Annotated in this window: 11 protein-coding genes; 8 read left to right on the plus strand and 3 right to left on the minus strand. The window is 66.3% G+C overall.

The window, feature by feature from the left end:
• The first annotated feature begins 88 nt into the window (after positions 1-88).
• The 8 genes from HF885_RS05075 (at position 89) to HF885_RS05110 (ending at position 10,926) form a co-directional block, all read left to right on the plus strand.
• A complete protein-coding gene (locus HF885_RS05075) occupies positions 89-1,291 on the plus strand; it encodes a pyridoxal phosphate-dependent aminotransferase (protein ID WP_170103850.1) in 1,203 nt (400 codons plus the stop codon).
• A gap of 164 nt (positions 1,292-1,455) precedes the next feature.
• Entirely contained in the window at positions 1,456-3,531 is a 2,076-nt protein-coding gene (locus tag HF885_RS05080; protein ID WP_170103851.1) for an elongation factor G, read from the plus strand.
• Positions 3,532-3,767: 236 nt separating this feature from the next.
• A complete protein-coding gene (gene asnA, locus HF885_RS05085; RefSeq protein WP_170103852.1) occupies positions 3,768-4,769 on the plus strand; it encodes an aspartate--ammonia ligase in 1,002 nt (333 codons plus the stop codon).
• A 151-nt stretch (positions 4,770-4,920) separates the two neighbouring features.
• On the plus strand, positions 4,921-6,108 hold the full coding sequence (locus tag HF885_RS05090; protein ID WP_170103853.1) for an FprA family A-type flavoprotein: 1,188 nt from the start codon (positions 4,921-4,923) through the stop codon (positions 6,106-6,108).
• Positions 6,109-6,433: 325 nt separating this feature from the next.
• The gene (locus tag HF885_RS05095) at positions 6,434-7,798 is read left to right on the plus strand and encodes a hemolysin family protein (protein ID WP_170103854.1); all 1,365 of its coding nucleotides are present in this window, start codon (positions 6,434-6,436) and stop codon (positions 7,796-7,798) included.
• Between the two features lie 119 nt (positions 7,799-7,917).
• Positions 7,918-9,168 carry a cyanophycin synthetase family protein gene (locus HF885_RS05100; RefSeq protein ID WP_170103855.1) on the plus strand — a complete coding sequence of 417 codons (1,251 nt, stop codon included), beginning with the start codon at positions 7,918-7,920 and terminating at the stop codon, positions 9,166-9,168.
• 115 nt (positions 9,169-9,283) lie between these two features.
• Positions 9,284-9,727 (plus strand): YtxH domain-containing protein, encoded by a 444-nt coding sequence (locus HF885_RS05105; RefSeq protein WP_170103856.1) that lies wholly within the window; start codon positions 9,284-9,286, stop codon positions 9,725-9,727.
• A gap of 110 nt (positions 9,728-9,837) precedes the next feature.
• Positions 9,838-10,926 (plus strand): PRC-barrel domain-containing protein, encoded by a 1,089-nt coding sequence (locus HF885_RS05110; RefSeq protein ID WP_170103857.1) that lies wholly within the window; start codon positions 9,838-9,840, stop codon positions 10,924-10,926.
• A gap of 43 nt (positions 10,927-10,969) precedes the next feature.
• On the opposite strand, the gene HF885_RS05115 is transcribed toward HF885_RS05110, so the two are convergent.
• The 3 genes from HF885_RS05115 to HF885_RS05125 all read right to left on the minus strand — a co-directional run bounded on the left by HF885_RS05115 (position 10,970) and on the right by HF885_RS05125 (position 14,953).
• The gene (locus HF885_RS05115; RefSeq protein ID WP_170103858.1) at positions 10,970-12,217 is read right to left on the minus strand and encodes an Nramp family divalent metal transporter; all 1,248 of its coding nucleotides are present in this window, start codon (positions 12,215-12,217) and stop codon (positions 10,970-10,972) included.
• Position 12,218: 1 nt separating this feature from the next.
• Positions 12,219-14,060 carry a magnesium transporter MgtE N-terminal domain-containing protein gene (locus HF885_RS05120; protein WP_170103859.1) on the minus strand — a complete coding sequence of 614 codons (1,842 nt, stop codon included), beginning with the start codon at positions 14,058-14,060 and terminating at the stop codon, positions 12,219-12,221.
• 341 nt (positions 14,061-14,401) lie between these two features.
• Positions 14,402-14,953 (minus strand): LemA family protein, encoded by a 552-nt coding sequence (locus tag HF885_RS05125; protein WP_170103860.1) that lies wholly within the window; start codon positions 14,951-14,953, stop codon positions 14,402-14,404.
• Positions 14,954-15,073 lie beyond the last annotated feature (120 nt).

Raw genomic sequence — 15,073 nt, forward strand, 5'->3', positions numbered from 1 at the left:
TTAACACGTCGCTATCAACTCCTGTAGCGCCTCGGTAACATGCGCGCGGGAAGCTTGTGCCGTACGATGCGACCAGAGCGGAGGCAGCATGGCAGACGGCGTAGATTCCCTCATGTACGACCTCGGGGCCGGCAAATCGGCCATTCGCGAGGTGTTCGAGCAGACCATGGAGCTCAAGCAGCAGGGCGTGACCGACTTTTGGGACTACTCCATAGGCAACCCGAACGTGCCCGTGTCGCCGCAGGTGACGGAGGCCATTCGCGAGGCCCTTGAGGAGTACGAGTCCGTCGACCTGCACGGATACCCGCCAAACAACGGCTACCTCACCACGAGGCAGGCCGTGGCCGCAAACCTCAACCGCAGGTTCGACGCGCACGCGCGTGCCGGCGAGATTGCCATGACCGCGGGCTGCGCGGGCGCCATAACCTCGACCATCGCCGCGACCACCAGGGCCGGCGAGGAGGTCATCATCCCCACGCCGTACTACGCGGAGTACCGCATGTGGGTGCAGGCGTGGCACTGCAACGTGGTGGAGGTCCCCACGGAGCCCGAGACCTTTCAGCTGGACATCGACGCGATCGAGGAGGCCATCAACCCCAAGACGCGCATGGTCATCATCAACACGCCGAACAACCCCACGGGCGCCGTGTACACGAAGGACTCCATAATCGCCCTGGCCGCGCTGCTGCGGCGCAAGTCGAAGGAGCTGGGACAGACCATCTACCTGCTTTCCGACGAGCCGTACCGCGAGATCGTGTACGACGGCAAGCAGAACCCGTGGATTGCGGCGTACTACGAGAACACCATCGTGTGCTACAGCTGGTCGAAGTCGCTGTTGCTTGCGGGCGAGCGCGTGGGCTACGTGTGGGTGCCCGGCACCGTGCGCCACGCGGAGCGCGTGTACGACGCGATCCTGGGTGCGCAGCGCGTGACGGCGACGGTCATGAACAGCCTGTTCAACCGCGTGTTGGAGAAGTGCGTGGACCTTCCGGCCCCCGTGGACGAGTACGCGCGCAAGAGGGACCTACTCTACGGCGGCCTCACGGACATCGGCTACGACGTGGTGCATCCCGACGGGGCGTTCTACCTGTGGGTTCGTGCGCTCGAGCCCGACGACGACGCGTTCCAGGCGCGTGCGGCGAACGAGCAGAGGCTCTACGTGGTGGGCTCGCGCGACTTTGCGTGCCGCAGCTACTTCCGCCTGAGCTACTGCGTGAGCGACGAGTGCATCAAGACGTCGCTCCCGGCGTTCCAGAGGCTGTTCGAATCGTACGGCGGCTACACCTGGTAGCGTCCACGGAGCGGCAGGCGGCGTTTGCCCGATGAATCGCTCGGCATCCCGTTGCTTATGGGTATGGTGATTCCACGACGCTTTATGCGTGGCTCGTTATGGCGCGGTGGTCCGCCGTTGCGACTGCGGCGAGGCCGCCGCATGATGCGGCTCGAGGAGGAACCATGGCTACAAGCACTGGGAAAGTGAAGAACCTCGCACTCGTAGGCCAAGGCGGCGTGGGCAAGACCATGCTGGCCGAGGCCATGCTCCACCTTTCGGGCAAGACGTCCCGCCTGGGTGGACACGCCGGCACCAAGCCCACGCTTGACTACGACAGCGAGGAAAGCGAGCGCGGTTTTTCCATCTCCACCACTATCGCCCCGGTAGAGTGGGAGGGCACCAGGATCAACGTGCTCGACGCGCCGTGCTACCCGGACTTCGTGGGCGACGCGTACGGTGCGCTCGCCGCCGCGGAGACGGCCGTCTTCGTGGTGGACGCCGCGTCCGGCCCCGGCACCATCACCACGCGCCTGTGGTTTGCGGCCGAGGACCTGAGCATCGCCCGCGCGCTGTTCATCAACCGTCTTGACAGGCCGGACGCCGACTGGGACACCGCGCTTCTGACCGCGCAGGACCGCTATGGCAACCGCCTTGTGCCCGTGACGATGCCCATGGGCTCCGGAGAGGCGTTTGGCGGCATCATCGACGTCGTGCACATGAAGGCGCGCCACATGGTGGACGGCAAGCCCGTGGTCGAGGACATCCCGGCGGATATGCAGGAGGCCGCCGAGGCCGCGCACGCGCAGCTGGTGGAGCTTGCGGTAGAGGCCGACGACGAGCTGATGATGAAGTACCTCGACGGCGAGGAGATCACGCAGGAGGAGCTCGAGGGCCTTCTGGGCAAGGCCATCACCAATCGCGTGATCGTCCCCGTGTTCGCGGGCTCCTGCGTGCGCGAGGAGGGCGTCATCTCGCTCATGAGCGACGTGGCGGAGTGGTTCCCGACCATGGCGGACTACGGCCGCGTGCCGCTGGTGAACGGCGAGGAGCTCGACATATCGCCTGACGACGACCGCCCGGTGGCCTTCGTGTTCAAGACGCTGCAGGACCAGCAGAACGGCAAGCTCTCGTTCGTGAAGGTGCTCGCGGGCACCGTCACGCCCGGAACGGAGCTCATCAACGCGCGCACCCGCAAGAGCGAGCGCCTGGGCCACCTGTACCAGATGTGCGGCCACGACATGCAGGACATGAAGTCCGTCGCGTCCGGCGACGTGTGCGTGGTGCCGAAGCTGGACGCCATGACCGGCGACACGCTCTCCGTCACGGGCAAGGTCGAGGCCGCGGAGTTTCGCTTCCCGAACTCCCTGTACCGCGTCGCCATCGAGCCGGACGCGCGCGGCAGCGAGGGCAAGGTCTACGCGTTTCTCGAGAAGGCCGCGGACGCCGACCCCACGATTTCCGTCTCGCGCGACGAGGAGACCGGTCAGACCGTAATATCCGCCATTGGAGAAGCGCAGGTCTCCGTGCTGCTTGACCGCCTTGAGGAGCGCGCCGGCGTGACGGCCCACACCGTGAAGCTCGCGATTCCGTACCGCGAGACCATCCGCCGCGTTGCCAGCGCCCAGGGCCGCCACAAGAAGCAGACCGGCGGCGCGGGCCAGTACGGCGACTGCTGGCTGCGCGTGGAGCCAAACCCCGGCGGCGGCTACGAGTTCGTGGACGAGGTCGTGGGCGGCCACGTGCCGAGGAACTTCATCCCCGCCATCGACAAGGGCGTGCAGGAGACCATGAGGGACGGCGTGCTTGCCGGCTTCCCGATGATCGACGTCAAGGTCGCCGTGTACGACGGCTCGTACCACCCCGTGGACTCCAACGAGATGGCGTTCAAGACCGCGGCGCGCATTGGCTTCCAGAAGGCCGTGGCGCAGGCCGAGCCCGTGCTGCTTGAGCCCATGGCGCACCTGAGCGTGACCGTGCCCGACAGCTACGCCGGCTCCGTGATGGGCGACATCAGCGCGTCGCGCGGCCGCGTCGAGGGCATGAACGCCGCGTCCGGCGCCGCGGAGAGCGGCTACACCACGATCGACGCGACGGTGCCGTACGCCGAGGTGACCGACTACGCGACGCGCCTGCGCTCGCTCTCGCGCGGCACGGGCGAGTTCGAGCTCGAGGTCTCTGGCTACGAGCAGGTGCCGCACGACGTGCAGCAGAAGCTGGCGGAGGAGTACCAGGAGAAGCGCGCCTCCGGCCAGAAGTAGCGTAGCCGCGGGCGTGGAAGAGGCGTTAGGCCTCGCGCACGCCGCGGCGACATGAGGCAGGGGATGGGCCCTCGGCGCCGTGCGCGCCGGGGGCCCTAAGCGATGCGGCGGGTGCGGTGCCCCCGGCGCACGGCGTGCGCAAAGGTTGCCATTGGCTTAACGTGCCGGCCACGGCGGCGGCACTTCTCGCCCCGCTGGGGTACCATGCGCTCACGAGCGACTACGAAGGAGGGCCCATGACCGAGATTCCCGCCGGCTACTCGTCCGAGCTGGACACCTATGACACCCAGCGCGCCATCGAGCGCATCAAGCACATCTTCCTGGCGAAGCTGTGCGCCGCGCTGCACCTGGTGCGCGTGACCGCGCCTTTGGTGGTTGACCCCACGACGGGCGTGAACGACAACCTGAACGGCGTGGAGCGGCCCGTAGGCTTTGACGTGCCCGCCATCGGCAAGGATGCCGAGGTGGTGCAGTCGCTGGCGAAGTGGAAGCGCGTGGCGCTGAGGCGCTACGACTTCAAGGTGGGCAAGGGCATCGTGTGCGACATGAACGCCATCCGCCGCGACGAGGAGCTGGATAACCTTCACTCCATCTACGTGGATCAGTGGGACTGGGAGAAGGTCATCGACGTTGACCAGCGCACCCCGGAGTACCTGGAAGCGGTGGTGTGCCGCATCGTGACGGCGATATGCGGGACGCTGGACGAGCTGAAGTGGGCGTACCCCCAGCTTGACGTTGAGCTTGATCGCGACGTGACGTTTGTGGGCGCCCAGGAGCTGGAGGACCTGTACCCGGACCTTGCGCCCGAGGAGCGCGAGCAGCGCTTTGTGCGCGAGCACCACACGACGTTTGTGCGCGGGATCGGCGGCAAGCTGCGCAGCGGGAAGCCGCATGACGGCCGCGCGCCGGACTACGACGACTGGGACCTGAACGGCGACCTGCTGTTTTGGGACGAGACGCTTGGCCGCGCGCTCGAGGTGAGCTCCATGGGCATCCGCGTGAGCCCGGAGTCGCTGGACCGCCAGCTGACGCTTGCGGGCTGCGACGACAGGCGCGAGCTTCCGTTTCACAAGGCGCTCCTGGCCGGCGAGCTGCCGTACACCATTGGCGGCGGCATAGGCCAGAGCCGCCTGTGCATGCTGCTTCTGGCGAAGGCGCACGTGGGCGAGGTGCAGGCGTCCATCTGGGACGAGCAGACGGTGGCCGCGTGCGAGGCGGCGGGGGTCATGCTGCTATAGCGGGCCGCCCGGGGGGACCGTGGCCCAGGTGCGGCGGTGCCCTTCTCGCCCGCCGCGCGGCGCGTAAGATGTCGTATCATCTTGCTGTCTAGGCGACGCGGCGCGCCTTGCACGGCAACGCGGGCGCGCATGCAAACGAGAGGGGTTCCCCATGCTGAGTGCGGTTCAGATAAAGCCCGACGTCTATTGGGTTGGTGCCGTCGACTGGAATGCCCGCAGCTTCCACGGCTACAGCACCGAGGACGGCATCACGTACAACGCGTACCTGATCATGGACGAGAAGGTCACGCTGATCGACACGGCGAAGATCACGTTCAAGGACGAGCTGCTTGCAAGGATCTCGAGCGTCATCGACCCGTCGAAGATCGACATCCTGGTGTGCAACCACGTTGAGATGGACCACTCCGGCAACGTCCCGACCATCAAGGGGCTGAACCCGAACGTGCGCATCCTGGCTTCCGCGCCGCAGGGCGTGAAGGGCCTTACCGCGCACTACCACGACCTTGGCTTCGAGGGCGTGAAGACCGGCGACACGCTCAACATCGGCAAGCGCACGCTGACGTTTGTGCAGACGCCCATGGTGCACTGGCCGGACAACATGGTCACGTACGACGCGTACGACAAGATCCTGTTCTCGAACGACGCGTTTGGCCAGCACTTTGCGAGCTCGAAGCGCTTTGACGACGAGAATGACCTGGGCGAGGTCATGAAGCAGGCCCGTAAGTACTACGCGAACATCGTGCAGCCGTACCGCATGCAGGCCTCGAACGCGGTGAAGGCCGTGCGCAAGCTTGGCCCGGACGCCATCGACATCATCGCACCTGCGCACGGCGTGTGCTGGCGCAGCCACGTGGCGGACATCCTGGACGCGTACGAGAACGTGTACACCTCTGGCAAGCTGAAGGAGAAGGCGCTGGTGGCGTACGACTCCATGTGGGGCTCGACGGACAAGATGGCCCACGCGATCGCCGACGGCTTCCTGGCGGCCGGCGTCCCGGTGCGCCTGATGGACGTGAAGTGCAACCACATATCCGACGTGATGGAGGAGTTCCTGGACTGCAAGTACGTGGCCGTGGGCTCGCCCACGCTGAACAGCCAGATGATGCCGCCGATGGCGGAGCTGCTGACGTACATGAAGGGACTCTCGCCCAAGAACGAGGGTCGCGTGGGCATCCCGTTTGGCAGCTACGGCTGGGCGCCGCTTGGCCCGAAGAACATCGCGGCCGAGCTCGAGGGCGTGGGCTTCGACCTGCCGCTGGGCACCCTGGCATGCAACTGGATTCCCGACCAGGCCTACCTGGACGACCTGCGCCAGAAGATCGTGGACCTGGCGAAGTAGGGGGCTGCGGGCCAAGGCTGGCAGGATCGTATCGAGCTTGAGAAGACGGGCGGCTTCCGCGTTGCGGGGCCGCCCGTGTGTTTGGGTGCGACTTGGCGCCGTCCCGTGCGCTTGCGCGAATGGATGCCAAAAGTGCCATGAGAGCGGTACGCATTTGCCCGTTGTGGGAATTCGCCGCAAATACGTGGCGTTACCCCACGTGCAATGCGGATAACGGCGTCTGCACGGATGCGGCTCGGGTAGAATTGTCACTACTGCGGCCCAAGTCGCATCGCGCCGCGCTCGGCGGCGCTTGGCATCTGGCTAGGAGGTTGCGCGGACGCGCATGGACATAGCACTCTCGATTATCGTCACGTTCCTGCTCACACTGGTAAACGGCTACTTCTCGATGTCCGAGATGGCGCTCTCGACTGCGAAGAAGGTCCTCCTCGACCACGAGGCCGAGGAGGGAGACCCGAAGGCGGCCAAGGCCGCGGAGGTCATCGACGACCCCACGGGCTTCCTTGCGGCGATCCAGGTGGCGATCACGCTCGTCGGGTTCTTCTCGTCCGCGTTTGCCGCGACGAACCTCTCCGGCCCGCTCGCAGGGTGGCTCGAGGGCTTCGGCATGTCCTCGGGCGGCGCTAACGCGCTGGCCACGGTGCTCATTACGTTGATCGTCTCGTACTTCTCCATCGTGGTGGGCGAGCTTGTGCCCAAGCGCATCGCCATGAGCGAGGCCGAGAAGGTCTCGAAGAGCGTGGCAGGCCCCATCGGCGGGTTCGCGACGGTCGCGCGGCCGCTGGTATGGCTCACGGGCGCAAGCGCGAACGGCCTTGCGAAGCTCATGCACGTGAAGAGCCCCGAGGACCGCCAGGACGTGTCCGAGGACGAGATCCGCTACATGGTGACGGACTCCGACGAGCTGACGGACACGGAGAAGTCCATGATCCACGACGTCATCGACCTGGGTGACGCCATCGCGCGCGAGGTCATGGTGCCGCGCGTGGACATGACGCTCATCGAGGACACGGCCACGCTGGGCGAGGCCCTGGACGTGATGCGGCGCACCGGCTACTCGCGCCTGCCCATCTACCACCGCTCCGTGGACCGCGTGGTGGGCATCGCGCACATCAAGGACATCATCGGCCCCATCCTGAACGGCGCGAAGGACGAGCCCATCGTGCGCCACATGCGCGAGGCGGACTACGTGCCCGACACGAAGGACATCATCCCGCTGCTGTCCGAGATGCAGACCGCGCACGATCAGATGGTCATCGTAGTGGACGAGTACGGCGGCACGGCCGGCATCATCACGGTGGAGGACATCGTGGAGGAGGTCGTGGGCGAGATAGAGGACGAGTTCGACCCGGACAACAAGTACCTGACGCAGCTTTCCGACAGGGAGTGGCTCGTGGACGGCAGGTTCTCCATCGACGACGCCATCGAGCTCGGCTGGCCCATCGAGGACAGCGAGGAGTACGAGACCATCGCCGGCTTCGTGCTCGAGCTTGCGGACAAGCTGCCGCGCCCCGGCGACGTGTTCCACAAGGACGGCTACACGTTCCGCGTGCAGTCCATGCGCGGACGGCGCCTGGCCATGCTGCGCGTGACGGCGCCGGAGCCCAAGCAGGAACCCGCGGACGACGCCAAGGGCGAGAAGGACGCGCGCCGCGCCAAGGGCGAGAAGGACACGGACGCGTCCGACTGACGCCCGTCCGCAAACCTGGCGCCTTTCTGCGCAGGTACGCGCAAGACCTGCGTGCCGCGCCCCAGTTTTACTACAATGAGAGTCACGTTCGAGTGAATACAGGCGGAAGGTCAAACCCGATGGCACAGCTCATGGACATCCAGCGCGTAGAGATTGGGCCAGAGAACCTCACTGCGCGCGTGCGCATGGCGGACGGCGCCCCGCTCATGACGAGCGAGGACCTGCAGGGCACCACGCGCGTCTATCGGCTTCTTCCGCACATCATCGAGCACGCCTGCCTGGGCGATGCCGGCGACACGTTCAAGGCGTGCATGGGCAACACCGAGCTCGCCCACCTGCTTGAGCACGTGACCGTGGAGCTCCTGGCGCAGACGGACATCGCCGGCGACATCACTTCCGGCCGCACGTTTCCCATCGAGGGCGACCCGCGCAGCTTCGACGTGGAGATCTCTTGCAAGGACGACGTGCTCACCGTCGCGGCGCTCTTGAGCGCGGTGTGGATTCTGGACTGGGCGTACACGGACGGCGGCGACCCCGTGCCGGACGTGGACGCGACGGTCGACGGCCTCAGGAACCTTGTCGCGTCGCTTGGCGACGAGCCCGGAACCTCTTACAAGGAGAAGGTCAAGGGCGAGATCCTGGCAGACGTACAGCGCGAGTACCAGGAGGCGCTCGCGATGCGCGAGCAGGAGATAGCCCAGCGCGAGGAGGAGATCGAGGTGGCGCGCTCCGAGGCGGAGGCCGCGGCGCGGGAGCGTGCGGAGCAGCGTGCCCGCGAGCGCGCGAGGCTCGAGGAGGAGCGCCGTCGCGCCGAGGAGGAGGCACGTGCCGCTCAGGAGGCCGCACGCCAGGAGGCGGAGCGTGCCCGCCGCGAGCAGGAGGAGGCTGCGGAGGCCGCCCGTCGCGCGGAGGAGGACCGCCTGTTCGAGGAGGTCGCCCGCGAGGCCGAGCGCCGCACCACCGTGCTCATGCCGGACGAGGGCCGCGAGTCGCCGGAGGCCGTGCAGGCGTCCCGCGACCTGCCGGACGCGGCCGTCATCGAGTGGCAGCCAAAGGGCGTCGCGCCTGCGCCGCAGGCGGAGCCCGAGCCCGACACCGAGCCCGAGCCCGAGCCCGACGTCGAGCCCGAGCCTGACACCGAGCCAGACGCCACGCCTGGCGCGCCCGACGCGGGCGAGAAGGACGCGGCCCCGGCGCCGCATCCCGCCCCCAACGACGAGCCCGCCCCAGAGCCTGAGGCCCGCTACGCGGCGCCGTGGGAGGACGAGCCCGGCCAGCCGGCGTCGCCCGCGGATGCGGAGCCGCTGCCCGATGCGGCGAACACTTCGGAGAGCGAGGGGCATATTCCCGGTCCCCAAAGGGTACGATAGAGAAAACCTGCGCAGGCGGCGTCCTACGGTCACCACGTGTGCGGTAGTGCAGTAGTGCAAGGCTCGTTTGGATAGTAGGATGACTGGCACATGCCAGGTTCTGAAGGAGGACGACATGAGCGCAAAGGGCGCATTCGGATTCGTTGCGGGTGGCATTCTTGGTGCGGCGGCTGGCGTGGTGGCGGGCATCCTGCTGGCACCGCGTTCCGGCGCGGAGAGCCGGGCCATGGCCGCAGACGCCATGAACGATGCCTGGGACACCGCGGTCGACTCCTACGAGCGCGGCTCCCGCGTGGTGAGCGAGAAGATCGGCTCCCGTCCCGGCATGGACGTCACGGCAGACGAGCTCCGCGCGAAGGTCGACCTCGCGCGCGAGCGCATGGAGCAGCTGCGCGATTCGCTGTCCGATGCGGTGACCACCACGTCCTCCCAGGTGCAGGACGTCGTCAACACCGCGGCGGACAAGGTCGTCTCCGCAAGCGACCACGCCGCTCCCGCCGGCGAGACCAAGGCGGAGGGCGTCCACGTCGAGGTAGTGGACGGCAACGCCGAGGAGTAGCCCTTCTCGTCCAAACGTACAGGAAGTCGGGCGTGGTGCGCACCCTGCACCACGCCCGCTGCATTAGGGCGCGGTGCCCGCATGGGGCGATGCGCATGGAGGTTGGTTCGATGCTTCGCGTCGCAGACGTCGTCGGTCTCAAGGTGTTCAAGGGCAAGAAGACCCGCAAGGGCGAGGAGAAGTACTCCAAGCTTGGCAAGGTGCACATGGCGGTGTTCTCGCCGGACGGCATGAGCGTCGTGGGCTTCACCGTCAAGCGGCCGGACATCGCCGGCATGGTCAAGCGCCCGGACTTCTTCATGGCGCGCGACGCGTTTGGCGTGATCGAGAAGGGCCTGCTGCTCACCAACGAGCGCGACGGCGTGGACGATCGCGCGCGCGAGCGCCTTGGGATCGACTGGGACGCGTGCATCATGTGGACCGGCATGGACGCCCGCACGTCGGACGGAAAGGACCTTGGCTACGTCAACAACGCCGTGTTCGACGCGCAGACGGGCAAGGTGCAGAAGTTCTGCGTGGGCGACGGCAGCGTTGCGCAGTCGCTTGTGGGCTCGCTCGAGATCCCCGCGGACATGGTGCGCGGCTACAGCAAGGGCTACATGATCGTCGACCCAGAGGCAGCCAACCTCAAGCTCAGCGGAGGCGCGGCTGCCGTCGCGGGCGAGGGCTACGCAAAGGCAAAGGTGGCTGGCAAGAAGACCGCCAAGAAGGCCGGGGCCGCCGCGTCCGTCGCCGTGGACAAGGGGTCGTTCGCGCTCGGCCGCGCGCTTGGCAAGGCAAAGCGCGCCATAGACGACGCCCGCGCCGATGCCGCGCAGGAGGGGGCGCCGCAGGAGCAGCTCCCCGCAAGGCAGGCGGCAGACGTGAGCGTGGCCGCCCCCAGCGCTCCTGCGTCGCTGCGCATGTCGCAAGACGAGCGCGAGCAGCGCGCGGACCGCGTGAAGACGTACACCCCTGCGGGCGAGAAGGGCACGGCCTCCGCCGCCGGCGCACCCTCTGCCGCGGAAGCCGCCACAAAGCCGCAGCCCGCAAGGCAGGCATCCGCAGGCAAGCCGGCGGCAAAGAAGGCGCCCGCGAAGCCTGCCAACAAGAAGAAGTCCACCTCTGACGCGGCCGCACGCGCCGTAGGCAAGGAGCTGGGTAAGATGGGCAGCATGTTTGGCTCGTTCATGGACGAGTACAAGAAGGCAAGCAAGTAGCAGGCGACGTGCCCGCGGGCAGGCGACGCGCCCGCGCCGCCTGCTAGAACCCCAGCGCCTGCAGCACGAACATGATGATGGTGAACACGGTCACCGCCACGATCGTGAGCCAGGTCAGGCCGTTCCACACGCGCCCGTTTGCGTGGCCGCGCATCACGTGGCGGTCGCTTGCGATAAACACCATGCACACCAGCAGGATGGGCAGCATCACGCCGTTGATGACCTGCGAGACCATCATGATGCCAAACAGGCTCACGTTGGGAACCATGATGATGACGGCGGAGAGTATGGTGATGGCCGTGATGATGCCGCGGTAGACCGGTGCCTCGCGCCACGTGCGGTCCGCGCCGCGCTCCCAGCCAAACGCCTCGCACACCGCGCTCGCGGTGATGCCCGGCAGCACGCATGCCGCAAGGAACGAGGCCCCTACCAGGCCAATCGCAAACAGGAGCGACGAGTACTGCCCCGCGAGCGGCACAAGCGCCTTCGCGGCGTCCGCGGCGGTGTCGATCTTGATGCCCGCGGGAAACAGCACCGTTCCCGTGGTGAGGATGATGAACCACGTGACGATTTCCGCCGCGATCGCGCCCGATATGTTGTCCACGCGCTGGCCGGGGATGTCGCTTGCGTCCAGGTTCTTCTCCACCACGTTGCTCGACACCATGAAGATCATGTACGGCGATATCGTGGTGCCGATGTTCGCCACCAGAAGCGACACGTAGTGCGGATCGCTCGAGAAGCTGGGCACCGCGGTCGCGTGCAGCGCCGCGAGCCAGTCCGGCCTCGCCAGGAAGCCAGCCGCGATGTAGGTCAGGAAGACGCAGCTCAGCGCAAGGAGCACCTTCTCGATCCTGCGATACGAGCCGCTCATGGACAGCATCCACGTCACAAGCGCGCTCACGGGCACGCTCACCTGCAGAGGCACGCCAAACAGCTGCATGCCAGAGGCGATGCCCGCAAACTCGGACAGCGTGACGGCAAAATTCGACACAATAAGCGAAAGCATCGCCACGGCGCTCACGCGCACGCCAAACCGCTCGCGAATGAGCGACGCAAAGCCCTTGCCCGTGGCGCAGCCCATGCGCGCGGACGTCTCCTGTACCACGATGAGCAGCAAGCACATGATGGGCACGGTCCAGATCATGCCAAGCCCGTAGCTTGCGCCCGTGGTGGAATACGTCGCGATGCCGCCGGCGTCGTTTCCCGCAAACGCGGTCAGGAGTCCCGGCCCCATGGACGCAAGTATGGCTGCCAGCTGCGTCTTCCTGCGCGCGTCCGTCTTGCCCGCCATGCTATGCACCCCAGACGCCCAAAAGGACGCAGCAGACAACTGCAAACACCACAAGCGCGATGACCATGGAGACCAGGGAAAGCGTCATACCCGAGGTCTCCAGGTTCTTCTCGTCACGCTTCCTCAGCACCGTGAGGTAGACGGGAATGCTGGCGAAGGATATCAGTATGCTCACGACGGCGGCGCTCACGCCCCTGGACGTAGCGGCAAACGCGCCGACGGTGTTGCCGAGCACGTTCGTCACGAGGGCCATCCCCACAAGGCCCACCAGCGCAGAGAACACGATGCCAAGCCCCAGTCCCTTCAGCACGAAGCCCAGGGTGGACGGCGTGTCCTCGTCGTCCGGGTCGTACTCCAGAAACGAACTCGTCGCGTAGCTCGCCGCGTCGTTCGCGGCGATCACAGCCACGGGCAGCGCCGTCGTCAGCAGCAGCGCGTTCGCGGCGCCCAGGGTGGGCGAGAAGAACGTGGCCAGCGCGGCCGTGCCCACCATCCAGAAGAAGAACCACGCCTCGTTGCGCATGAGCCATACCAGGCCCTCGAGGCTGCGGTGGTCGTCGGAGTCGCTCGTGGTGGCGCCGGCGATGCGCAGGTCCTCCGCGTGCTCGTCCTCCAGGACGTCGAGCGCGTCGTCCACGGTCACGATGCCCAGCAGGCGCTTGTTGTCGTCAACCACGGGCAGCGCCACCAGGTTGTACTTGGCGATGTCCTCCGCCACGTCCTCCTGGTCCTCGTCCGGGCTCGCGGTGATGAGGTCGTCGTCGATCGCGATGGCGGAAAGCCTGTCCGTGGGGCTCGCGATCGCGAGCGCCTTCAGGGTGACGACGCCAGAGAGACGGCCGTCCTCGTCCGTCAGGTAGATGTAATAGACGGTCTCGAAGTCATCCTCCAGGTTGCGGAGCTTCTCGACGGCGTCCGCCGCGGTCGCGTCCTCCGGAAGCGACACCACCTCGGACGTCATGATGCGGCCAGCGGTGTCCTCGCGGTATCCCAGCAGCTGGCGAATGGCCTTCTGCTCCTTCACGCCCATCAGGCGCAGCAGCTTCTCGGCCTTGTCGTAGTCCAGCTCGCTCACGAGCTCCGCCGCGTCGTCCGGGTCCATTTCGGACAGCATGCGCGACGCGTCCGTCTCCTCCATGTCGCCCATGATCTCGGCGGCCATGGCGTCGTCGTCGAACTCGGCCATCGTCTCGCTGGCCTGCTCGTCGTCCAGCTGGGCAAACACCTGCCCGCGCAGGCGCGGGTCAAGCCGCTCCAGGATGTCCGCGATGTCCGCGGGGTGCATGTCGTCCAGCGTCTTGTGCGATACGGAAAGCTTCACGTTGGAAAGGTCCCTGTCCAGCAGGTCCATGTAGTTCCACGCGATGATCTTCTCGGGAATGGGCTTTCCCAGTGCGCGAGAGATCTTCAGCACCACGCGCTCGAAGCCGGGGGAAATAGAGCGCAGCAGCCCGCGGATGCCCACCTCCGCGCCCAGCAGGCGCAGCTGAGAAGAGCTCGTGTCGCTCAGCTTCAGGTCGTTCACGCGCACGACGCGCAGGCCGCGCGTGTCGACGATCTGCTTGTTCAGGAGGTCTCGCGCCACGAGGACCTCGTTCGGCTGCAGGTACGAGAACCTGATGTCGGTCGCGACCACCTTCAGCTGCACCTTGTCGTCGTCGAACGAGTCCACGTACTTGCGCCAGCTGATCATGAGCGGCGTCTTGCCGGGGCCCTCCACGGCAAGCGCCGTCACGCGCGGAAACACCTCGCCCGTGGCGATGCCAAGGTCGTTCACCTTGCCGATCTTCTCGCCGTCGAGGTCGTAAACGGGATTGCCCAGCATCTGGGACAGATAGATCATGCGTGCTCCTTAGTTGGTATGCAGCGCGCCGGAAGCGCGGCGCGGCGACTCCAGAACCACCCTCCGGCGCTACCAACTGGGCACGCCCGAGGGTCATCGACTGTGAGGTCGAGGTTTCATCAATGACCCTTCTCGTAGACTGCAGATGCGCCCGCCTGTGTGGCGAGCCATGAAAACCGTACGTATTGTACACGCGAACGGGCAGGTTTCTGCAACGGTAGTGCAAGCAGAATGCAAGGTGCACAAAACCGCACGCAAAAAGGGGAGAAGAACGGCCGCGGCGGCTCGTCCTTCTCCCCTTGGGGAAAGCTTGATGCGATTGCGACGCTGGTATTGCGACGCTAGAACTTGACCTGCGGGGCCTGGCGCGCGGAGGCGTCCGTCACCTCGAAGCCCTGGCGCGTCTTGAACTTGGAGCCGGCCACGATGTTGCCGGGGAAGGTCTCGATCGCGTTGTTGTACTCCAGCACGCAGTCGTTGAAGCTCTGGCGCGCATAGACGATCTTGTTCTCCGTCTCTGCGAGCTCTGCCTGCAGCTGCTGGAAGTTGGCGTTCGCCTTGAGGTCTGGGTACGCCTCTGCCACGGCAAACAGCGACTTCAGGGTGCCGCTCAGGACGTTGGAGGCCTCCATCTTGCCCTCGGGCGTGGTCGCGCTCATGACGGCAGAGCGCGCCTGCGTCACGGCCTCGAGCGTCTTGGACTCGTGCGCGGCGTAGCCCTTAACGGTCTCCACCAGGTTGGGGATGAGGTCGTTCCTGCGCTGCAGCTGGGCGTCGATGGTCTGCCACGCGTTGTCGCAGCGGTTGTCCTTCTGGACGATCCCGTTGTAGAGCGAGATGAACCAGAGCGCTAGCACGACCACGATCGCGATGATGACAATGGCAAGCGGCATGGGGCTTCCTTCCTGTGGGAGGTTGGTCTGTAGGCAGAGTATACCCAGACTGGACGCGTTGGTCTTGCGGGCGAAAAAACGTCTTCGGCAGGGGGTTGGCCCGGCGATGGAAAGCGTTTC

This window comes from Parafannyhessea umbonata, assembly GCF_012844235.1.
Classification (GTDB): domain Bacteria; phylum Actinomycetota; class Coriobacteriia; order Coriobacteriales; family Atopobiaceae; genus Parafannyhessea.

Coding starts and splice junctions, on each gene's coding strand:
- HF885_RS05075 (WP_170103850.1), top strand. CDS start 89: ATGGCAGACGGCGTAGATTCCCTCATGTACGACCTCGGGGCCGGCAAA.
- HF885_RS05080 (WP_170103851.1), top strand. CDS start 1,456: ATGGCTACAAGCACTGGGAAAGTGAAGAACCTCGCACTCGTAGGCCAA.
- asnA (WP_170103852.1), top strand. CDS start 3,768: ATGACCGAGATTCCCGCCGGCTACTCGTCCGAGCTGGACACCTATGAC.
- HF885_RS05090 (WP_170103853.1), top strand. CDS start 4,921: ATGCTGAGTGCGGTTCAGATAAAGCCCGACGTCTATTGGGTTGGTGCC.
- HF885_RS05095 (WP_170103854.1), top strand. CDS start 6,434: ATGGACATAGCACTCTCGATTATCGTCACGTTCCTGCTCACACTGGTA.
- HF885_RS05100 (WP_170103855.1), top strand. CDS start 7,918: ATGGCACAGCTCATGGACATCCAGCGCGTAGAGATTGGGCCAGAGAAC.
- HF885_RS05105 (WP_170103856.1), top strand. CDS start 9,284: ATGAGCGCAAAGGGCGCATTCGGATTCGTTGCGGGTGGCATTCTTGGT.
- HF885_RS05110 (WP_170103857.1), top strand. CDS start 9,838: ATGCTTCGCGTCGCAGACGTCGTCGGTCTCAAGGTGTTCAAGGGCAAG.
- HF885_RS05115 (WP_170103858.1), bottom strand. CDS start 12,217: ATGGCGGGCAAGACGGACGCGCGCAGGAAGACGCAGCTGGCAGCCATA.
- HF885_RS05120 (WP_170103859.1), bottom strand. CDS start 14,060: ATGATCTATCTGTCCCAGATGCTGGGCAATCCCGTTTACGACCTCGAC.
- HF885_RS05125 (WP_170103860.1), bottom strand. CDS start 14,953: ATGCCGCTTGCCATTGTCATCATCGCGATCGTGGTCGTGCTAGCGCTC.